This is a genomic window from Micromonospora sp. A200 (assembly GCF_029893845.1).
Taxonomy (GTDB): Bacteria; Actinomycetota; Actinomycetes; order Mycobacteriales; family Micromonosporaceae; genus Micromonospora; species Micromonospora purpureochromogenes.
Genome location: NZ_JARXXY010000033.1, coordinates 50,813 through 70,895, shown reverse-complemented (window position 1 = coordinate 70,895; position 20,083 = coordinate 50,813). Strand labels below are relative to the sequence as shown.

General features: G+C 71.8%; 17 protein-coding genes. 6 read left to right on the top strand and 11 right to left on the bottom strand.

Annotation, left to right across the window (positions count from 1 at the left end; translation table 11 throughout):
- Window positions 1-206: 206 nt before the first annotated feature.
- The 4 genes from M2302_RS26185 to M2302_RS26170 all read left to right on the top strand — a co-directional run bounded on the left by M2302_RS26185 (window position 207) and on the right by M2302_RS26170 (window position 3,918).
- Window positions 207-1,313, top strand: a complete 1,107-nt coding sequence (locus M2302_RS26185) for a nucleotide disphospho-sugar-binding domain-containing protein (RefSeq protein ID WP_280840505.1) — start codon at window positions 207-209, stop codon at window positions 1,311-1,313.
- Between the two features lie 236 nt (window positions 1,314-1,549).
- On the top strand, window positions 1,550-2,557 hold the full coding sequence (locus M2302_RS26180) for a LacI family DNA-binding transcriptional regulator (RefSeq protein WP_280840504.1): 1,008 nt from the start codon (window positions 1,550-1,552) through the stop codon (window positions 2,555-2,557).
- Window positions 2,558-2,902: 345 nt separating this feature from the next.
- Window positions 2,903-3,142 carry an ATP-binding protein gene (locus M2302_RS26175; protein ID WP_280840503.1) on the top strand — a complete coding sequence of 80 codons (240 nt, stop codon included), beginning with the start codon at window positions 2,903-2,905 and terminating at the stop codon, window positions 3,140-3,142.
- A 59-nt stretch (window positions 3,143-3,201) separates the two neighbouring features.
- Complete coding sequence (locus tag M2302_RS26170) at window positions 3,202-3,918, top strand: HD domain-containing protein (RefSeq protein WP_280840502.1); 717 nt, start codon at window positions 3,202-3,204, stop codon at window positions 3,916-3,918.
- Here M2302_RS26170 and M2302_RS26165 read toward each other — a convergent pair.
- Both M2302_RS26165 and M2302_RS26160 read right to left on the bottom strand, forming a co-directional pair.
- Window positions 3,890-4,309, bottom strand: a complete 420-nt coding sequence (locus tag M2302_RS26165; RefSeq protein WP_280840501.1) for a barstar family protein — start codon at window positions 4,307-4,309, stop codon at window positions 3,890-3,892. The genes M2302_RS26170 and M2302_RS26165 overlap by 29 nt on opposite strands.
- A 58-nt stretch (window positions 4,310-4,367) precedes the next feature.
- Window positions 4,368-4,805: a ribonuclease domain-containing protein gene (locus tag M2302_RS26160; RefSeq protein WP_280840508.1), complete on the bottom strand. Its 438-nt coding sequence runs from the start codon at window positions 4,803-4,805 to the stop codon at window positions 4,368-4,370.
- A 195-nt stretch (window positions 4,806-5,000) separates the two neighbouring features.
- On the opposite strand from M2302_RS26160, the gene M2302_RS26155 reads away from it, so the two are divergent.
- Entirely contained in the window at window positions 5,001-5,519 is a 519-nt protein-coding gene (locus M2302_RS26155) for a hypothetical protein (RefSeq protein WP_280840500.1), read from the top strand.
- A 61-nt stretch (window positions 5,520-5,580) separates the two neighbouring features.
- On the opposite strand, the gene M2302_RS26150 is transcribed toward M2302_RS26155, so the two are convergent.
- The 5 genes from M2302_RS26150 to M2302_RS26130 form a co-directional block, all read right to left on the bottom strand.
- Window positions 5,581-7,686, bottom strand: a complete 2,106-nt coding sequence (locus M2302_RS26150; RefSeq protein WP_280840499.1) for a DEAD/DEAH box helicase — start codon at window positions 7,684-7,686, stop codon at window positions 5,581-5,583.
- Window positions 7,686-9,011: a BREX system ATP-binding protein BrxD gene (brxD, locus tag M2302_RS26145; RefSeq protein WP_280840498.1), complete on the bottom strand. Its 1,326-nt coding sequence runs from the start codon at window positions 9,009-9,011 to the stop codon at window positions 7,686-7,688. The genes M2302_RS26150 and brxD overlap by 1 nt, the downstream gene beginning before the upstream one ends.
- Window positions 9,008-11,749, bottom strand: a complete 2,742-nt coding sequence (gene pglZ, locus M2302_RS26140; RefSeq protein WP_280840497.1) for a BREX-2 system phosphatase PglZ — start codon at window positions 11,747-11,749, stop codon at window positions 9,008-9,010. The genes brxD and pglZ overlap by 4 nt, the downstream gene beginning before the upstream one ends.
- Complete coding sequence (locus M2302_RS26135; protein WP_280840496.1) at window positions 11,746-15,513, bottom strand: DUF499 domain-containing protein; 3,768 nt, start codon at window positions 15,511-15,513, stop codon at window positions 11,746-11,748. Before M2302_RS26135 ends, pglZ begins: the two co-directional genes overlap by 4 nt.
- 96 nt (window positions 15,514-15,609) lie before the next feature.
- Complete coding sequence (locus M2302_RS26130; protein WP_280840495.1) at window positions 15,610-16,227, bottom strand: hypothetical protein; 618 nt, start codon at window positions 16,225-16,227, stop codon at window positions 15,610-15,612.
- A gap of 388 nt (window positions 16,228-16,615) precedes the next feature.
- Between M2302_RS26130 and M2302_RS26125 the strand changes: the two genes are divergently transcribed.
- Window positions 16,616-17,497: a hypothetical protein gene (locus M2302_RS26125; protein WP_280840494.1), complete on the top strand. Its 882-nt coding sequence runs from the start codon at window positions 16,616-16,618 to the stop codon at window positions 17,495-17,497.
- Window positions 17,498-17,579: 82 nt separating this feature from the next.
- On the opposite strand, the gene M2302_RS26120 is transcribed toward M2302_RS26125, so the two are convergent.
- From M2302_RS26120 to M2302_RS26105, 4 genes are read right to left on the bottom strand one after another with little or no spacing between them, the layout of a single operon-like run.
- On the bottom strand, window positions 17,580-17,909 hold the full coding sequence (locus tag M2302_RS26120) for a hypothetical protein (RefSeq protein ID WP_280840493.1): 330 nt from the start codon (window positions 17,907-17,909) through the stop codon (window positions 17,580-17,582).
- A gap of 44 nt (window positions 17,910-17,953) precedes the next feature.
- Entirely contained in the window at window positions 17,954-19,192 is a 1,239-nt protein-coding gene (locus tag M2302_RS26115; protein WP_280840492.1) for a WXG100 family type VII secretion target, read from the bottom strand.
- Window positions 19,189-19,506 carry a type VII secretion target gene (locus M2302_RS26110; RefSeq protein ID WP_280840491.1) on the bottom strand — a complete coding sequence of 106 codons (318 nt, stop codon included), beginning with the start codon at window positions 19,504-19,506 and terminating at the stop codon, window positions 19,189-19,191. Before M2302_RS26110 ends, M2302_RS26115 begins: the two co-directional genes overlap by 4 nt.
- A gap of 3 nt (window positions 19,507-19,509) precedes the next feature.
- Window positions 19,510-19,932, bottom strand: coding sequence for a YbaB/EbfC family nucleoid-associated protein (locus tag M2302_RS26105; RefSeq protein ID WP_280840490.1), 423 nt, complete (start codon window positions 19,930-19,932; stop codon window positions 19,510-19,512).
- Window positions 19,933-20,083: the final 151 nt, after the last annotated feature.

The window sequence follows — 20,083 nt, the reverse complement described above, 5'->3', positions numbered from 1 at the left end:
TCAAGACCGCCACCCGCTACGACCAGACAACCGCCTGGTCACACCGAACCCAACCCGCCGCTGCTTGACATCCAAGCTCCTGGGATGTCTGACCCCACTCCCCCGGCGCCACCGTCGACCGGTCCGCGGCAAGGCACCGCCCGACGGCGCGCAGATCGGTGTGCGCCCGCCCGAGCAACGTGGCGGCTGGCCCTAGGATCGACCCCATGCGTGTCCTGGTGGTCTCCGCGCCGCTGGTGGGCCACGTCTTCCCGCTCGTGCCGCTCGCCGCCGCGCTGCGCGACGCCGGCCACGAGGTGCTGCTCGCCACCGGCGGCGGTGGCCTGGCCGTCGAGCGCGCCGGCCTGCCGGTGCGCGACGTCGCGCCCGGGTTCGACTTCGGTCGGATCGCCCTGCGCGTCCTGCCGCGCCACCCGCTGATCGCCCGGGCCGAGCTGGCCGGCACCGCCGGCACCCGAGGCGCGGGCCTGCTCTTCGGCGCGCTCAACGACCAGCTCACCGACCGGGTGGTCGCGCTGGCCACCGAGTGGCGGCCGGACCTGGTGCTGCACGAGCCGTTCGCGGTGGCCGGCGCGGTGGCCGCCGCCCGGCTGGGCGTGCCGGCGGTCCGCCAGGAGAACGCCCTCTTCGACGGTCGGGACCTGGTCCGCGCCACCACCGCCCGGCTCGGCGGCGCGCTGCGCCGACACGGCCTGACCGAGCTGCCGCCGCCCGCCGGCGCCCTCGCCGTCGCCCCGCCCAGCGTGACCCACCAGGACGGCTGGCCGATGCGGTACGCCTCCTACGTCGGCGGCGGTGGCCTGCCGGACTGGCTGCGCGAGCCGGGCGCGCGGCCCCGGATCCTGGTCAGCCGCAGCACACTGACCGGCCCGCGCGACGAGGGGCCGATGCCCGCCGTGGTGGCGGCCGCCGCCCGGGTGGACGCGGAGTTCGTGCTGGTCCGGCCGGACCGTCGGTCGGCCCGCGCGCTGCCCGGCAACGTGCGGGTGGTCGACTGGATCCCCCTCGACGCGGCCCTGCCAGCGAGCGCGGCCCTGGTCCATCACGGCGGGGCGGGCAGCGTCTTCGGCGCCCTCGCCGCCGGGCTGCCGCAGCTGGCCACGGTGGGACCGGGCGACCGGCGGCACAACGCCGAGCTGGTGGCCCGCCGCAGCGCCGGCCTGGCGCTGCGCCCCCGGGACATCACCCCCGAGACGCTGGCCCGCCTCGTGACCGACGCCGACCTCAGGGCCGCGGCCGGGCAGGTCAGCCGGGAGATCGCCGCGATGCCGGCGCCGGCGGAGCTGGTGCCCCGGCTGGCCGCCCTGGTCTGACGCCGCCCACCGCCGACCGGCCGGGGCGCCGGGAGGTTCTCCGCCCCCGGGTCGGCGACCACGTGCGCCACCGCGTACGCCACCCGGCTGGTCGCCTGACCGGCGAGGGGGAAAGCCCGCGCACCCGCGCAGCCGGTACGCCCCGCCGCCTGGACGGGCAAGGGCTTTCCTGACGCCCGTGCGGTAGCCTGTGCCCGACCACGGGGCGCGGGACCGAGGCGGGCAGGGGGTGGCCATTGGCGACGCTGGCCGACGTCGCCCGCCGCGCGGGCGTCTCCCCCGCCACCGCCTCCCGGGTCATCAACGGCAGCAGCAAGCCGGTCGCCGACGAGCTGCGCGAGCGCGTGCTGCGGGCCGTCGCCGACCTGCGGCACGTCCCGAACGCGCACGCCCAGCTGCTGGCCCGGCCGCAGCGCAGCGTGGTCGGCGTGGTGGTGCACGACGTCTCCGACCCGTACTTCGCCGAGGTGACCCGGGGCCTGCAACGGGTGGCCACCGACCGGGGCCGGCTGGTCATCATCTGCAACAGCTACCGCGACCCGGAGCGCGAGTTGGAGTACGTCGAGATGCTGCGGGGCCAGCAGGTCGCCGCCATCGTGCTGGCCGGCTCGGGCTACCACGACCCCGACTTCACCGCCCGGCTCACCGAGAAGCTGGCCGCGTACGAGGCGACCGGCGGCCGGGTGGCGGTGATCGGCCGGCACGAGCACCCCGGCGACGCGGTGATGCCGGCCAACTCCGACGGCGCGCGGCGGCTCGGCGCGGAGCTGCGCCGGCTGGGGCACCACCGGGTCGGCATGATCGCCGGTCCCCGGGAGCTCACCACCACCAGCGACCGCCTCGCCGGGGTGGCCGAGGGGCTCGGTGCCGCGCTGCCACCGGAGCGGGTCCGGTACGCCGACTTCACCCGCGACGGCGGAGCCCGTGCCGCCGACGAGCTGCTGGCGGCGGTGCCGGGGCTGACCGCGCTGGCCGCGCTCAACGACTCGATGGCGGTGGGCGCGCTGACCCTGCTGCGCGCCCGGGGCGTCCGGGTCCCCGAGGAGGTCTCCGTCGTCGGCTTCGACGACATGCCGGTGGCCGCCGACGTCACGCCCGCGCTGACCACCGTCCGGCTGCCCCTGGTGGAACTGGGCGCCCGCGCGATGACCCTGGCCCTGGAACCGGCCGTCGACCGTCCCCGGGTCGAGGTGCTTCCCGCCGAACTCGTCCGCCGCGACAGTCTCGGCCCAGCCCCCGCCTGACCGTCCTCGTTCGAACCGCAGCTCCGGCAGCGGGCTGGCGACCGACGTCATGCGCCGCTCCCTTCCTGGTCGTGGGTTACGGGCGCGGCCGGGCGGACCGGTCCCCGCGCGTCGAGGTCCAGCTCCGCCCACTTTCGGGCGGGCAGGTCGAGCAGCCGGTCGACCGGTGCCGGGGCGCGTCGAAAGTGCCGTCGGCGACCAGCACCCGGTGCCGGCCGTACCGCCGCCCGGCACCGTGGCCGGCTCACAACCGGGAGGCGCTGCGGGGCTGGCTGGCCGGGCTCGGGGTGGGTACGTCGGACGTCGAGGCGGTGCTGATCGCAGTGGGGGGCCTGCGCCAACGCCATGGAGCACGGCTACCAATTCGCCCCGGGCGCCACGGTGACGGTGCGGGGGCGGCTGCGGGCCGGGCGGCTCGAGGTCGAGGTGGCTGACAGCGGCGGGTGGCGGGAGGTCGGCGTGGACGGCGGGGAGCGGGGCCGGGGCCGGCTGATCATGGCCCGGCTGATGGACGAGGCGGTCATCGACGGCACACCGCACGGGACGGTCGTGCGGTTGGTCAAGCGGCTTTCCGGCACCGCCTGAGCGGTCGCGTACACGACGGCCGGGTCCGGCTGGTAGTGAAGATCGGCTATAAGTGGTGCATGGAGTTCCCGCCGTACCTCGCCACCATGCCGATGCACGCGATCACCGAGATCCACGGCGAACCCGGCCTGCTGGAACGGTTCCGGCTGGAGATCCGGGCGTTCGACCCGGCCGCGCGGGAGCGGCTCGGCGCCGCCCTCGACCTCGCCGCCGAGCTGCACCGCGACGACCGGCGGGTGCGCGAGCCGTACCTCAACCACCTGCTACGGGTGGCGATCCGGATGATGCACCACTACCAGGTGCGCGACGTGGACGTGATCGTCGCCGGCCTGCTGCACGACGCGGTGGAGGACCACCCGGGCGAGCTGGCCGGCACCGACGTCGCCGACCCGACGGCGGCGGCGCTGGCCACGCTGGCCGCGCGCTTCGGCCCGCGGGTCGCCCGGCTGGTCGCCGCGGTCACCAATCCGGAGTACGACCCCGAGCGCGACCGCAACGCCCAGTACCGGGAGCACGTGGCGGCCAGCCTGGACCGGGAGCCGTGGGCGCGGGTGATCAAGGTGTCCGACTTCACCGACAACGGGGTGGGCGTGGTCTACACCATCGGGCCGAAGGTGGCCCGGTCGGCGGCGAAGTACCGGCCGCTGGTGCCCGTCTTCCGCGACCTGATCAGCCGGCCCGACACCCCGCTGTCGGCGCCGGTGAAGCGACACATCTTCGCCCAGCTTGATCTGGCCGAGGAGCGGTTCAGCGCGATCCTCGACCAGCCCAACTGAGCCCGGTCCGGACCCGGCGGCCCAGCGCGGGCAGCCGGTCCGGGGCGGTGCCCAGGACGAGCCGGAACGGGTACCGGCCGTGCGACCACACGTCGTCGCAGAGCTGGAGCAGGATGGCGAACTGCGCGGGCGGCTCGTCGGCGAGGAGCTGCTCGGCGTCGTCGACGCGCAGGGCGAGCGGGCCGGCGTCGTCCCGGTCGAGCAGGCAGTCGGCCAGCGCGTCCCAGTTGCGCCCGAACCACTCGGGCAGGTCGAGGGCCTGCGCGAGCAGCCCGAACAGGTCCGCGCGGCGACGGGCGTCGGCGCCCGGGACGACGACTGCGCCGGCGGTCGGTTCGGCGATGGGGTCGGCGGTCAGCTCCAGCCACGGGGGCAGGTCGGGCGCGTCCATCCGGTCATCCTCCCCGCTCCGGTCGGGCCGGCTGGTCCCCGGCCCGACCGCTGTCCGCTCAGAGTCGGTAGAAGTTCGCGTAGTGGTCCGGCGAGAACCAGGTGACCCCGGTGCTCCGGTTGACCACGATCCGGTACGCGTCCCGGGGCGCCCCGTACGGCCTGGGGTAGACGTCGTACTCGTGGTAGGTGGCGTTGGCGGGGAGCTGGCCCTCCCGGTTGTAGAACTGGCCACCGGCGAAGTTGTAGCGTCCGCCGCTCCAGGTGTACCAGCCCCGGCTGGTCGGGAAGCCCTTGGCGGCCCAGCCGGACCGGGCGGTGCGCGCGTCCGCGCAGCGGGCCATCGTGCACGAGCTGTAGACCGCGGCGGACGCGGCGTCGGTGAGCGCCGGGGTCACCACGGACGGGCCGACGAGCGCCCCGGCGACCATGGCGGTGAGCAGGGCGAACGTGCCGACCAGGCGGCGCAGGCGGGTGAGCGGGGCGGGCGGGGTCACAAGAGTGGTCAACGGGCCCTCCGGATCACGAGGCATCGATCGGTGTCGACCCATAGTGTCGGGCCCGGCGGGCTCGCGCGGGAAGTCCCCGGTGGCCGAATTCGTCCACAACGGTCGATGACATCCCGGTGCCGCCGACCTTTGGAGCGACGGCGCGATCTTGGCTGCTTCCCCGGGGATGGCACGATGTCCGGCATGGACTGGATGCCCTTGCTGAGCACGGGAGCGGGCGCCCTCATCGCGCTCTCCGGCAGCTTCCTGGTCGACCTGCGGCGGGGACGGGACACCCGGGACCGTGACCGGGACCTCGACCGGTGGCGCACCTGCATCGACTTCGCGCTCGCCCTGGGCACCGCGCACAGCATGCTGCGCAACACCGCCGCCGGTGACCGCGCCGCGACCACCCGGGCGATGAGCGAGTCCGGGGCGTACCAGGAACGGGAACGGCTATTGATGTCCGGCACGCCGGAGCTGGTGGTGGCGGGCGAGGACGCGTTCCACCGGCTCGTCGACATGCAGCGGCTGATCCGCGCCGGCGAGGACCTGCGCACCGCCGAGGGGCACGAGGCGTACCACCGGTTCGCCGAGGCGCTGTGGACATTCCGGATGGCGGTGCGCCGGCACTTCGGGCACCGGGCGATCGATCCGGGGACGCTGGACCGCAAGGACTGGTCCGAGCGCAACGAGTGCGTGTACTGCGGCGCCGCCGCTTAGCGGGTACTTGCCACCGCGCGCCAGCACCCTGCTGCGGAAAGCCCCGGCCCCGACCGGCAGATCAGAGGTAGGCGAACCGCACGGGTTCCTTGAGGACCGCGGCGGCTGCCTCGACGTCGGCGAGCCGCACAGCAAGCGTTGCCGCCGCCAGGCGCGGCGGTAAGGCGGCGCTGAACTTCAGTCCGGCGAGCGCCTTCTCGGTCACGTCAGGCAGGCAGATCCGCTGGTCAGCGTCCGCCGTCGCCACCCGCCACATCTGCCGATCCAGATCGGAACGCAGCCGGATGCTGGCGTCGTCGTACCGCTGCGTCGGGTCAGCCAGGTCACTCAGGGTGGCGATCAAGGTCGCGTTGGCCCGGAAGCCGGCCCAGGTCCACCAGCGGACCTCGCCCTCTCTGTCCCGGACCACCACGGAGCCCCCCGAGTGCACCGTGGCGGTCGCGTCATCGCGAAGTGCCGCCAACCTCGTCGTGGCACGAGCGGTGAGCGCGACCTTCGGATCGGCAGCGACCAACACATCCCGCATGGCCCGGGTCATCCGGTACGACAGGCCCTGCGGCGAGGTCCCGCTCATCCACAACGCCTTGCCACCGCCGTCCGCCGGCTCGACGAAGCAGCGGCGCCGCTTCCAGTCGATGTGCGTGACCCGCCAACTGCGTCCGCCAAGCAGGAGCAGGCGGGGTCCCTGCACCTTCGCGGTCAGCAGGGCCGGATCTGTCCGGCCGATCTCGGCACGCCCCGACAGCACGGTGAACTCCGGCGGTGCGGTGAAGACCGCGAGCATGTCCATGAAGTGACGCCGTCCGAACCGCAGTTCAGCTTCCGGACCGATGAACAGCATTCCGGAGTCCGAATCGAGGTACCCGTACTCGACCAGATGCCGCACGATGACCTCGGCACTCCTGTCGAACGGTGGGAGTCCGTTCCACTCCTCCGACCACAGCTGGTCACCCACCCGGTGCCGCTGAAGCGACAGGGCGAGCATCTGCTGGGCCACGATGTGCCGTGGCTCCGGCGGCGGCACGACGGCCTCGACCCAGCCCTCCTGCCACAGGTTGAGCAACCCGGCCGCGTGCAGCAGCCCGTCACCGTCCAGAGAGAGGAACAGGCAGTTGCGGACGGTGCCCGGGCGGCGACCGGTCCGACCGATGCGCTGCAGGAAGGCGGCGACGCTGCGTGGGGCGCCGATCTGGATGACTCGGTCCAGGTCGCCGACGTCGATGCCCAGTTCCAACGTGCTCGTCGCCACGATGACACAGTCGCGTTCCTCCGCGAACGCCTCCTCGGCCCGGCGCCTCTCCTCGACCGAGAGCGACGCGTGGGAGAGGAACGTCTTCACCTGCATCTCGCGCAGCTTCTGACCGAGCTCCTCCACCAACGCCCGCGAGTCGCAGAACACCAGACGCTTCTCGCCCCGATGCAGCGCGGCGATCACCTTGGCGGCGTTGTGCACGGAACCGACGTAGTCCAGTTCCACCTCTCCGGGCGGCGCAGACGCGGTGGCGACAGCGACCGGTGACACCACGCGGGCTGGCCGACTAGCTCGGCCGGAGCCCTGTAGCCAGGTCAGCAGCTCGTCCGGGTTGCCGACGGTCGCGGAGAGCCCGACCCGCTGGACGGGCCGACCCGCCACCCGGCTGAGCCGCTCCAGCACGGCCAGCAGGTGCCAGCCCCGGTCGTCGCCGGCGAACGCGTGGACCTCATCCACGACGACCGTACGGAGGTGGCGGAAGAACTCACCCTCGTCCACGGCGGCGCTGACCAGCATCGACTCCAACGACTCAGGTGTCGTCAACAGCACGTCGGGCCGCTCGCGGAGAATCGTCCGACGGCGCCCCATCGTGGTGTCCCCGTGCCACAGCGCCGCTCGGCGGCCCAGCCAACCGGTGTACGTCTCCAACCTCGGCAGGAGGTTGTTGAGCAGCGCCTTGAGCGGGCAGACGTAGAGCACAGTCGTGCCCGACCAGTTCTCCTGCGCCATCCGCGACAGCAACGGGAACACCGCCGCCTCGGTCTTGCCGCCGGCCGTCGGCGCGAGCAGCAGGGCGTCGTCCCCGTCGAGCAGTGGCTGGACGGCGGCCTCCTGCAGGGGACGTAGTCCGGGCCACTGCAGCGAGTTCACCACGTGGTGCAGCACGACCGGGTGTAGCAGGTCTGCGCCGGCCATCAGCGGTCCGCGGAGAGGTCGAGCGAAATCTCGTCGGCCCTGGTCGCGTTGCGCTCGACGTCGGTCATCTCCGCGTCCGACATGGTCAGGGCGTAATGCTCACGCGGATTGAAGGCATCGAACTGGTCGACCCGGTCGAGCACCTCCCCGACCAACTTCTTGAGAAAGAGTCGCGGTGCCACCCCCACCTTGCCGCCCAGCCCACCGGCGACGGCTTGCGCCAACTGGCCGAGGTAGGCGTCGTCAACGAGGCCGCGAACCCGGGCTGGCACGGCGGAGCCGTCGGCGTAAAGGTCCCGCACCCGGCCGCCGAGTTCCACCAGGGAGTCGGCGGTGAAGCCCGCGAGCCGGATCTGCACCGCCCGAGGGTTGTCGAATCGGGCGTCGGTGGTGAAGTCGACCGCAAGTCGCTGGGCCAGCGGGGCGAGCCGCTGCACTCCCTGCGGCCCGTCGAAGAACGCCGGCGTGCCGGTGATGACGAGGTAGAGCCCGGGGAAGCGGCCGGAGTGCACCTCGTCGATGAGCTGGCGCAGCGCGTTGAGCGCCTTGTCCCGCGCGTCCGAGCGGACCCGTTGCAGCGTCTCCACCTCGTCAAGGACCAGCAGCAGCCCGGGATGACCGCTGTCGCGCAGCACCGCAAGCAGACCCTGCAGAAAGCTGAGCGCCGCGAAATGGTCGAGGTCGCCCCGTACCCCGGCGACCCGCCGGGCGGACGCGGCGACGTGCGGCTGCCCGCCCAGCCAGGCCAGCACCGCGTCGGCGGTCGCCTGGTCACCGGCGAGTGCGGCGGTCCGATACCCCCGGAGCGCGGCGGCGAAGGCCGGGGCGGTGCGGCTGACCGCGGCGAGCCGCTGATCGAGCAGGACTCCGACCGCCCGGTCGAGGGCGTCCGCGTCCTCGGCCGCCACGTCCCCCGCCGCGAGGACATCCTCCTCCAACGCGTAGAACCAGCCATCCACCACGGGCCGCAGGGCGCTCGGCGGGAAGGTCGAGGTGGTAAGCCGCTCAGTCAACCTCCGGTACACCGTCTCGAGCTTGTGCAGCGGGGTCTCGTTCTCGGAGACCTGCACCTCGGCGGTGGCGAAGTTGGCCCGCTTCGCCCGCTCGGCGATCCAGCGAGTGAAGAAGGTCTTGCCGGAGCCGTACTCACCCCGGACGGCCTTGAACACCGAACCGCCTCCGGTGACCGTGTCGAGGTCCTCCCCCACCGCGACAGTGAACCGGTCGAGCCCGACGGCGAAGAGATCGAGGCCCGCCGACGGGACGGCACCCCGGCGCAACGCGTCGATGACCTCTCGCCGCCGCGCCGGGCTGACGGCGGTCACGGGCCACCCGCCGGCAGGCCGAACTGCGTCCGCAGCAACGCGATGTCCAGTTTGACCGTGCGCCCCTCGTCGATCTGCGACAGCACCGGATAGTTGTCGACGTTGAAGATCCGCTGCAGCGTATTGACGAATCCACCCACCCGCCCGGGCAGCTCACCGGCCCGCTGGCCGACCACGGCCAGCGGCAGCACGCCCTTGGCGTCGACGAGCGCACGCAACGCCGCCTCAATCTTCTTGCGGTCCACCTTGCGCGGGGTCAGGCCGTGCTGCGCCTCGAACAGCTCGGTGGCCAGCACCGCGGCCACCAGATCGCCGTCTCCAGCCGGCGGCGCCGCGGCGGGGGCGCTGGGCACCTCCGGTACGTCGAACAGCGCGTCCCCGGTGACGGCCGGCGCCTTGCGGCGCGGCCGGGGTGCGGGCCCCGGAGCCGTAGGGGCAGCCGGAACCGGAGCGGTAGCGGACGCCTCCCACCAATCCGGTCGGCTGCTCTCGACGGGAGCCCAGCCGGTCGGCGGCTGCGTCGCGTTCGGCATCAGGTACGCCAGCAGCGGGATGGTGACCTCGGCCAGTGACGCGCCGCCGTGGTAGCCCGCCTTGCTGGGGCGGTAGCGCAGCATCGGGTCCCACAGCGCGATGATCCGTTTGCCGTCGGCCACCACCCGGGGGCCGGTCAACTCCACCTCACCGGGGGCGACCGGGCCGGGGCCGGTGCGGTGCCGGGCGGAGGCGGCGTCGGCGGCCTTGACATGCTGCCCGCCGCGCTCCAGCACGTGTCCGTGGTCGCTGGTGATGACGACGGCGCGTCCGCAGGAGCGGGCCTGGTCGAGCAGGCTGCGCAGGAAGCCGAGGTCGTCGAGCTGCCAGCCCGGTTCGTCGCCCTCGCGACCGTGGGCCAGCGACTCGTCGACAGTGTTGATCACGACGGCCACCACGGGCGCCGTGCCGGCCACCGCGTCGGCCAGTTCGCCCGCGTACGCCCAGCCGGCCCCACCCTTGGCCGGCCCCTTGTGGAAGATCCGGGAACCCTTGCCCCACCGACCGTCGGCGAAGAGCTTCTTCTCGTGGGCCTGGTTGCCTTCGCGGAGAGCGCCGGCGAAGAGCGAGGTCCGGGACACCGCGGTCAGGGTGGGCAGGGCGGCCACAATCCCCCGTCGGCGGCCCAGGCCGGAACCGGCGAGCGGGTCGTACTCGACCCAGTGCTGGGACAGCTCGTCGGCGAGCTGCACCGCGACGGCGGCGCTCATCCCGTCGAGGACGACGAGCAGCACCGGCCGGTCGGCCTTGACCAGCGGGTCAATGACCCGCGGCAGAAGGTTCTCCACGGTGAGCAGGGCGCCGTCGTTGCCGGGGCCGGCGGTGGCCCACGCCGCGAGGCGCCCGGCGAACGCCTGGTCCAGGTCACGGCGCCGCTGCTGTGCCCGGTCGTGGATCTCCCGGAACGCGGTCTGCAGTTCCGGGTTGGCGTCGTCGCCGGCCCAGACGTGGTTGAGCGCCACGTCGACCCAGCCCCACTGGCCGATCTGCTGGTTCACCCCGTCGGCCACACTCGCCGGCGGCTCCTGTTCGGTGCCGAGCCACCGCACGAGCCGCTGGCCCATCCGGATCCGGTTGACCCGGGTGGCTTCCACGCCGGCCAGCCGGTGCCCGGCGAGCGCGCCGACCGCGTCGTCGAGCGCGCGGTCGGCCGGGTCACGCAGCGCGGCCCGCAGCGCCTGCGCGGCGGCGGTGACACGTCGGGCGAAGCCGGTCCGGAGGATCGGGCTGTGGCCGGCGCTAAGCGTCGCGTTGAACTGGATGAGGAGTTCCTCGGCCCGGTCCAGCACCGCGTTTCCCTGCAGCCGCGTCTCCCGGTCGCGGGCGGTCAGCATCGCGCCCACCACCTGCACCGCCGCGCCGGCGAAGCTCTGCACGGTGGCATCGTCGTTGAGGTTGCCGAAGTACTGGTCAATCCGCCCCTGCGCCCGCACCGCCTCCGCGCTGTCCGTGGTCCACAGCGCGTCGCAGACGAGACCGAGTGGCAGGGCGTCCGCGCCGTGGCCGGCGCCGATGAGGGCGAAGAGCGCCCGGGCCGGCCGGCCGAACTGCTCGACCAGCCACCCGGCCAGGCCGTCCCGCTCCTCCTGCCCGAGCAGCGCGTACGCGTCGACGGCTGACGGCTCGGCGCTCCAGCGCAGTAGGGCCGCCACGTCGAGATCGTCCGGGCTCCCGCCGCGACGGTCCAGACCCAGGCGTACGGCGGCAAGGTGCCGCAGCGCCACGTCGCGGGTCAGCACCGCGGTGGTCAGCTTCGGCCAGCCCGCCGGCGGCATGGCGTCGAGCAGGGCCGGGCCGGCCCAGCGTTCCCGCTCCAGCGCGCTGTCGGGCAGTTGGGCGCCGAAGGCGTCCACGACCAGGTCCCACGGCTCGATGGTGTGGACCTTCTGCCGGAAGATCCGGCTGCGTACCCCGTGGCCGAGTTCGGATTCCGGGATGTCGGTGAGCAGCACCAGCACCTCGTCGCCACGGTCGGCGACGAGGTGCTCCCAGATGGCCAGCGGCGACACGCACCGTACGACCCGGACCTGGCGTCCGTCGGGCAACAGGAACGCCGGGTCGTGCGGCCAGACCGGCTCGGCGCGCACGACCATGACCGGGTACGCGTCGCCGTTGCGGTGCCGGCCGAGCTGTTGCGCCACCTTCTGGGCCAGGGCTACGGGGCTGATCCGCAGTGCCTGCGCTGGTGCGGGTGCCTGAGTCACTGCAGGATTCTCCAGGTCACCTCGATCGTGGCGTCACCATGGTCATTGGCGAACCCACGAAGCTGCTCAACGATCCGGTCGAGTTCGCCGGCGGGGACCGCGAGGCGGCCGCTCGGCGTCACCTCACCGCCCTGCGGTCCATGAGGCCCGTCCTCGCCATGTCTCGGCGCGACAACGGTGCCGGACCGCCCCTCGTCACCACCCGGCCGGTAAACGATCTCGGGCTTCCGGGTGGCTCGGCGGATCAGTGCGGTGGCGTCGGTCTGGGCGCGGCGCAATGCCGGGGCGAGCGGGGCGGTCAGCTCGTCGGCCTGGGCCACCCGGCGCAGCTCGCCGAGGACCGCCGATGCCTCGGCCGCATACGGCTCGGGCAACCCGGCGACGATTTCGAAGGTGTCCCAGGGCGCTGCAGCGAGGGCGGCGGAGACCTGGGCGGCGCTGGTGATGCTCTTGCCGGCCCGGTTGGCGGGGCCGGCGAGTTCGGCGTGGGCGAGCCGTTCCACGGTCTCGACCGCCGAGCGGCCGTTGACCAGGGACTCCAGCAGGTCGGCGGCGGCGCGGGCGGTGGCGAGCCGTCCGCCGGTGGACTCTTTGTCGATGCCGAGCCAGGTCGCGTGCTGGTCCAGTCGTGCAACCAGTCCGTGCGCGGCCTCCCGGTGGCGGGTGGCCTGCGCGGTGAGGTCGCGACCGAAGAGGGCGACCAGCCGGCCGCGACGCAGGTCGAGCGGCTGGAAGCCGAAGATCGCGGCGGATCGGGCCCGCGCCGCCTGCCAGTCCTCCTGGCTGGGTAGCCGCTCCTCGCGCAGCGTGTGATCCGCGCTGATCCTGCCCAGCTCGGGAGCCGGGATCACCTCGCTGCCGTGGAAGTAGAACGCGCGGTCGGTCTGCTCGGCGAAGGTCGCCACCACGAGCTGCGCGACGATCGGGTCGAGGCCGCGCGGCTTCGGGTCGTCGATCCAGCGCAGCAGGTCGGCCACCCGCAGCTCGCCCGTGATGCCCTCGCTGGCCGCCCGATGCTGGAAGTGCTGAGCCCACTCCCCCTCGATGACGAACGCCGCCTCGTGCATCGTGCCCAGGCCGAGCGGGTTGGCGATCCGCCGGAGCGTCTGCCGGTGCGTCCGCTCGACCTCGACCCGGCCCTCCGGCGACTCGACGGCCCGCCGGACGTGGTCCAGTACGACCTTCACGTCCTGCGGGCGTACCGGGTCGCCCTTGCGGTCCGGGTCGAAGTCGGGGTGGGCGGGGAACTGCTGACTGAGCATCTGGTCGCCGATGCTGCGCAGGGCGTCGTTGAAGGTGGCGCCCATGGGCAGCTTGGGCTCCAGCGCCCGGGTCAGCGACTGGAGGTGGTCGTCAAAGCCGAGCACGACGTCGGTGGCCTGCTTGGCGGCCAGCCCGTACGCCTGGCGGAGCACGGCCTGCATCTTCGCGAGCAGCGCGCTGCGCTGGTTGGTCAGCGCGCCGTGTGCGCGGCGCCGGTCGTCCGGGTTGAGGTGCTCGGCGTGGCTGTCAAAGCGCTGCCCCTCGAGCAGCTTGTCGATGATGACCAGCTTGCCCAGCTCGGTGAGGCGTTCCACGGTGAGGGCCGCGGGGATCCAGCACACGGTGCGGGAGGTGGTCCGGCTGATCAGGTCCTGCACGCGCTGCCGGTCGTCGGCCGGTCCGTGACTGCCGTCGTCGAACGGGTAGTCGATGATCATCCGCCAGCCCGCGGGGTCATTAGGGTGGAACGCCTCGTCCCGGATGTCGTTCGCGTCGCGCACGTTGCCGTAGACCAGCTCGATGACGCGACGGCTGCCCCGCCAGCTCAGCCCCGCCTCGGCGAAGAACGAGTCGCTCCACGGCACGCCGAGCTGCTGCCAGAGCAGCCGCTGGACGATGTGCTTGCGGGCGCCCTCGTTGTCGTAGTGCTTGGCGGTAGCGAGCACGCTGTCGACGTCGACGCCGACCAACTCCAGCGACACCACCGGGTCATCGCCTTCGCCGATGCGGATCTCCGCGAACTGGCCGGCCCAGTCAGCGAGCTTCCGGTTGACCTGCGCAACTTCACCGCCGGGGATCGGGCTGGTGATGCTGCCGTGGTTGAGTGCGGAGAGACGGCGGGCGGTGAGATTTCGCAGCGCCGGGACACTCGGTGCCAGGGCGGCCAGCAGCAGCGTCTTGACCAGGCGGTCGTCACCCGTGAAGGCGCGGATACGCCCAGCCGCCTCGGCGGGCAGCGCGTCCCCGCGGCGGGCGGCGTCGAGGTCGTCCTCGGTAAGGCCGTACTGGCCGAGGAGATAGGGGCGCAGCTTCAGGTCGTACAGCTTCTGGGCCATCTCGAACTCGGCCTTGAGCTTCTCGGTGAACGGCTGGTCACCGCCGCTGCTGATCACGTCGTAGAGGTCGCCGAGCGGAACGAGCTGGCCGAGGCGCAGCGTGTCGCGGCGGTCGACCAGGAGCTGGCGCATCAGCTTCAGCGCGGTCCGGGAGCGCTGCAGCGCGCTGGAGACGTGCACCAGGGTGGAGAGGAACGCGGGGCTGAACGGGTACGTCGACCGGAAGGCGTCGATGTCGGCACCGCTGCCGGAGTCGGTGCCGAGCAGGGTGTCGAACACCTCCCGCCGTACCTTGGTGGTCGCGTCGAATGCCTTGCGGATCGCCTCGGCGGCCCTGGTGTCGAGGGGTTTGAGCAGCCGGCGGCGGGCGATCTCCGGAAGGTTGCGGTCCTCCAGCTTGATCACGTCGAACCGGCCGCTGGCCAGGTTGAGGGTGTCCTGGTAGCTCAGCTCGTTGGCGCCGGTGACCTCCTCGCCGACGAGTTCGCGCAGGTCACGCTGGCGGGCGATGAAGCTGACCACCGGGATGGGCCGGCGGGTGTCGCCACCCTCGACGAAGTTGGTGATCTTCTGGATCTCCCGGGAGACGAACTGCTGGTCGCCGATCGAGTTGGCCAGCCAGAGAATCAGCTCGTCGAGGAAGAGGATCAGGCCGTGGTAGCCGAGTTCCTTGGCGTGCCGGCTGATCTCGGTCAGGCCGCGGTCGAGCGAGACGAAGGCCTCGGCGTCCTCCCGGGCGTTGCTGAAGAAGCCGACGTTCCAACTCGTCAGCAGGTCGTTGACGAGCTTGCGGCGCAGCTCGTCGGAGTACGCGCCGGCGAACGCCTCGTCCAGCCGCTCGGTCGTCCAGAAGGCCTCGGTCTCGCCCCACTCGTCCTCGACGTCCCCACCGGGCAACTCGGCGATGAACTTCGCGTCCCCGACCTTCTCCCGCGTTGATGCGGCCTGGTCCAGCAGCGAGTCGGTCCGGTGCACCGCGGGGATCGGCGCGTCGGGGTGCAGCGCGCGGACCCGGTCGACGTAGCCGCCGAGGACGCGCTGCTCCAGCGAGCGGGCGTCGAGCAGGTGGTACGGGATGAGCAGGAACTTTCGACCGTCCAGCCAGACGCTGTGCTTGGCGACCAGCGGGGCCAGCTCGTCGCGGCCCCGGGCGGCCGATTCGCCGCGCAGCAGCGCGTGCAGCACCGCCATGAAGTGCGACTTACCGGAGCCGAAGGAGCCGTGCAGGTAGGCAGCCTTGGAGGCGTGCCCCTCGACCGCAGACCGGATCAGCCCGAGCGCCTCGTCGAAGTTAGCCAGCAACCGGTCCGTGACGACGTAGTCGCGGAGGGTGGCGTCGGCGTCGGCGACACTGTCGGCGAGCTTGAGCACGAAGTCGCTCGTGCTCGTGCGCTCCGGGATGTCGATGTAGTCCCGGAGCAGCGGTGCAGGGCTGGGCGAAGACATGCTGCATACCGTACCGATCGCCTGGTCTCCCGCGGTGTCCCCGGCCCTTGCGTCACGGTGACCGATGTGGCGAGGGCCGCCGAGACCGAAGCGCTGTCAGGCTGGCGGTGCCGGTTGGCCGCGGTCTCGATGGGATCTACGCCGCTGTGCCAGCACTCCCGGCTCAGCCGTGATCGGCTCCGACAATGGGCGCCGGACCTGCTCCACTGATCCGCCACGGACGGAGAGGCTGCCGCGAGCGGCGCGGTAGAAGCTGTCTCGCCTCTCGTCGGCGCGGCGAATCAACTCAGGAAGGTCGGTCGGCGGATTCGGCAGCGCTCGTGCTGCCCGTTCGATGTCCCGGACGGCGTCCCGCCATGCGGAGCCAGCGCGAACGGTGACCTGGTCGCCGAGCAGGAGAACGGCCTCCCAGGCCAGGGTATGACGGACATCCGCCTCAGCGAGCCGGGCCAACCCGTCGTCCCTGTCCAGGGACGGCCGGCGCGACTCGGGACGGTGGTTGCGGAGCATTTGAGTCGCCACGGTGTGGATTTCCTTGACCGCCCGGGTGAAATCGACGTATGCATCGAGGCGGCGCTCGTCCCACCGCACGGTCTGGCTGCGCCGCCAGCGGGCACGCTCGTTCACGGTCGTGGCGAACATGGTGCCGGCCACGCCGACTAGGACACCGAGCAGCGCCGGCCCCTGGGTCACCAAACCATCCACAACGCTCATCACCACCTCCACACCTTTGCGTGATCACACCACGCTCGTCATTGATCCTGCTCGGCCGCTCTCCATCATGGATATTTTCGGTGCTCCGGTCCAAGCGAGGCGCTTACCCCGCCGCCCGCATAGAAACGGGGGAACGAAGACCAACCTTTCGGATAGTTGCTTCAGGCGCTGATGGTCGAATCCTTCGGCGACCGCATCGATGCGCCATGAAAGTGGCGTACGACTTGCCCTCGATGGGCGTGTTGTGTGGATAAGAGACGGTCATCGCGTCGATCCTTCAAGAGGGACTTCTCCCATCAGCCACCCCCTGCGCGAACCGCCGCACTGGTGCGCTGACCTACGCCCCACGGACCGGGGTGGAGGGATCTTGCAATGAGGGAGGTGTGACGTGACCGAGGCTTCAGGCCGGAAGCCGACGTCGGCGAAACCCGATCGGCGGTGGGTCGACCGCGGCCGGGATCTCGGCGCTCAGGCCTCCGAGGGGTTCAAAACCCTCTGGAAGTACCTGGCTCCCGCGGTGGGAAAACTAGAAGCCGCTGCAGCGGCGGAACCGCCCTCTCCCCCGCCCGACGAGCTCGTCGAGCGGCAGGAGGTGTCGGGGCCAATCGTGGTCCCTGCCCAAGGGTACGTGTTCGGCTTCACCGTCCTCGCCACCCTCACCTGGTCGTCCAGGGGCGTGGGACCGGAGGCTCTGCGCTGGTACGCGCACCACTTCATGTCAAAGGCGATCCAACGCGTGAGGGATGTCGCCGCCGAGCAGGCCCGCAAGTTGCCCGCACACCGGGCCGGCGAACTGGAAGTGGCACTGCAGCGGGCGCTGGACGAGCAGGACCCGGCCCTGTGGAGGTACAAGCGCGGGACGGTGCACGTCGAGTGCCGCCCGCAGGTGTCGGTACGGCTCGAGGGCCGGGTCAGGCAGCTCCTCCAGCCGCACTGGGAACGCCTGATCGAACTGGAGTGCCAGAACGACCTCTACACGAGACGGGCGGAATACGCCGAGCAGCTCAACCGGCGTTGGGTGGCAATCATGGACGAGTTCGTCGACCATCCCGGTCCCGACGAGGCGGCGCGGGCGATCAAGGAAGAGTTGGACCGCGCCCGCCAACACATGATGGCGGAACAGAAGGCCGCCGCCCAGTGGAGCGAGGACCTGCTACGCGAGCGGCGACGCCACGAAGGCATCTTCGAGCCCTTCACCGCGATCGAGATCATCCAGCAGAGACCGCAGGGCCAGGACCACGAGACATCCGGGCAGTCGGGCGAGGCCTAGCGGCCGGCCGGTCAGACTGGCGCTTGAGCCCTGACGGTCACCCGCGCAGAGCGCCGGTGTCGGGACGCTGTTCCGGCGTCAATCAGACCCGAGGGTGCGCATCCTCGATCCGCTCGGCCTTGACGTAGGCGAGGAAATCCGCCTGGTCCGCGGCGGGCAGAGCCTGGAAAGCGGCGTAGGCGACCCTCCGTGAGTGCGCGGTCTCCGCGGCGAGGAGTCCGATGATCGCGGCCCAGGAGAGCGAGACCAGGTGGAACACGCGGTCGTCGCGCAGCGCCGGAAGTCGGCTCAGGTCGCCCAGCCGCGTTGCCGCGTCGTCGTCGGTGGCGGCGCGGTCGACTAGTTCGAAAACGGCCTTGCCCCGGTACGGCCCGCCCCGCTGGACCAGCTCTGTCAGATCCCCGTTGGACATCTGCCGCACCGGCGGCGCCGGCCTGTGTGGTGGGGGCGGCGCGGTCATGGTTCCTCTCCAAAGATCTTCGAATACTCTTCGCGAATCAACTGGTTCAGGCGGTCCACCGACTCCTGGTCGCCGAGGGACTCCGCGTGCCTGATCTCCTGCTGGTACGCGCGAACCTCGTTCTCGTAACGAACGACCGGATCTTCGAACCAGCCTCTCATCCCGGCCCAGCCCACCGCCTGATCATCCCGCAGGTGTTGCATCTCGTGCAGCAGGGCTCCGTACGAGGCGTCGGGGTCGAGGATCAGGTGGCCGGGATTCCCCGGTGACGGACTTGGTCCGTACGCCAGCGCGCCTTCACGGAAGGTGACCTCTACCCCCAGTTCCTGGGCCTCCCGGATGGCGGCGTCCCATTGTTCGGGGTGGGTCCGTTGGGCCGGGCCCCACTTGCGGAGCGGGTCGGCCTCGGAGTGGAGCAGATGCGTTCCCCGGTGGGGGGCGGGTGCCGTGGTGCCGCCCGGGGTCGCGAGACGGCGTAGCAGGGCCTTGAGATCCTCGATGTGCGCCCCGAGCCGGCGAAGGATGGGTGCCAGTCGACGCAGGCTGTTGATGAGGCCCTGCAGCAGCCGGGTGATCCGGGCGGCCCACTTGCCGGCGAGGGCGGTGACCTGGGTGATGACCCACGGGGTGGCCAGGCCGAGGGTGACGCCGGCTTCCGCGAGCCACTCCCACAGGCGGACGGCGAGCACCGAGACGAACTCGGCGATGAGGTCACGGACGAGGGTACGAACCGTGGCGACGAGCAGGCCGGCACCGGTGGTGATCTCGGCCATCGTGCCGGTGGCCTTCGCGAGGGCCTCCAGCGCGGACCGGTGCTCCGCGCTGTGGCGTCGGTAGGCGTCCGAGGCGCTGCCCGTCCAGTCGGCGATCTGGGTCCTAACCGCATCGTCGAGGGTCGTGCCGACGTCCGTGAGTTTGTTACTGAGGTTGCGCCAGGTCTGGCTGTAGGCGGTGATCTGGTCGGGGTCGCCGGCCAGTTCGTCGAGGGCGTCGGACAACGGCCTCACATGTTCGATCAGCCAACCCACACCCCAGGCGACGAGTTGACCCAGCGGGTCGGTGACGAAGGCAAGGGCGTCCATGGAGACGGCCAGCCCACCGATCGCGGTGTCGATCCAACCACCGCCGGCGTAGCTCGCCGCCAGGCTGTCGATGTCCTCGGCGATGAACACCCCGCTGAACGCGGTGGTGCTGTCCTCGCGGGTGGCGATGAGCGGGTTCGCCGCCTGACTCACTGTTCGGCTCCGCGAGTGAAACGCGCCGCCACCGCCTGGTCACCGCTCTCGTACTCGCGGGCGGTGAATCGTAGGTCGTCGGCGGCACGTTGCAGGGCGTCGGTAGCGCCGTTCAAGGTGTCGATGGTGGCCTGCTGGATCGGGTCGATCAGGCTCGGAATGAGCTGGCACAGCCGGCCGTAGGCGTCGCGCCCCAGCTGCACGGACGCTGCGGCGCGACGGCACTGGTCGACCTCGTCGGCAACGCCGTCAACCGTGCCGGAATGCGCACGCAGCGTCTGGCTGTCGACCTCGAAGCCCTGGTGACCAGCCACGTATCACCGACCGTGGGAATTGCGTCGATCATCGTCGCCGTCGTCGGGCGGTGCGGGGAACCGGGTGGCGTAGCTACCTACCACTGCACGCGCGGTCTCGGAGTCAGCGCCGACCGTCTGGGCGGCAACGTCAGCCACCGCCTCGGCGAGGCGGGCCTGCGCCCGGCGCATGGTACCCATGATCTCCGCGGCGATCCGCTCCCCTGACCACCCGCACACCCGATCGTCGAGCCGCAACTCCGTGACGGTGCCACTGCCGGCCACGGTGACCTCCACGGCACCGTGGCCGCCGGTAGCCGACACTGTCAGGTCAGCGATGCGCTGCGACATGGCCTGCGCCTGGGCGGCCCGCTCCGACACGGATGCCGACCAGGACCGCACCCAATCTTCGGCCGCGTCCGCTCCCGCGCCGAAGGGCGGATCCATCACAGTCGCTCCCCCATGCCGTCACTTTAGCGACCGGGGCGGCTCGATCGCAGTCCCGCGAAGCGGCGACCGGCCGGCGCGCGAACCAGCGGGCCTGAAGAATGCTGCATACCGCACCGATCAAGGGTCGCAATTCGCGACGACCCCCGGG

Coding starts and splice junctions, on each gene's coding strand:
- M2302_RS26185 (WP_280840505.1), top strand. CDS start 207: ATGCGTGTCCTGGTGGTCTCCGCGCCGCTGGTGGGCCACGTCTTCCCG.
- M2302_RS26175 (WP_280840503.1), top strand. CDS start 2,903: ATGGAGCACGGCTACCAATTCGCCCCGGGCGCCACGGTGACGGTGCGG.
- M2302_RS26170 (WP_280840502.1), top strand. CDS start 3,202: ATGGAGTTCCCGCCGTACCTCGCCACCATGCCGATGCACGCGATCACC.
- M2302_RS26165 (WP_280840501.1), bottom strand. CDS start 4,309: ATGGACGCGCCCGACCTGCCCCCGTGGCTGGAGCTGACCGCCGACCCC.
- M2302_RS26155 (WP_280840500.1), top strand. CDS start 5,001: ATGGACTGGATGCCCTTGCTGAGCACGGGAGCGGGCGCCCTCATCGCG.
- M2302_RS26150 (WP_280840499.1), bottom strand. CDS start 7,686: ATGGCCGGCGCAGACCTGCTACACCCGGTCGTGCTGCACCACGTGGTG.
- M2302_RS26135 (WP_280840496.1), bottom strand. CDS start 15,513: ATGTCTTCGCCCAGCCCTGCACCGCTGCTCCGGGACTACATCGACATC.
- M2302_RS26130 (WP_280840495.1), bottom strand. CDS start 16,227: ATGAGCGTTGTGGATGGTTTGGTGACCCAGGGGCCGGCGCTGCTCGGT.
- M2302_RS26120 (WP_280840493.1), bottom strand. CDS start 17,909: ATGTCCAACGGGGATCTGACAGAGCTGGTCCAGCGGGGCGGGCCGTAC.
- M2302_RS26105 (WP_280840490.1), bottom strand. CDS start 19,932: ATGGATCCGCCCTTCGGCGCGGGAGCGGACGCGGCCGAAGATTGGGTG.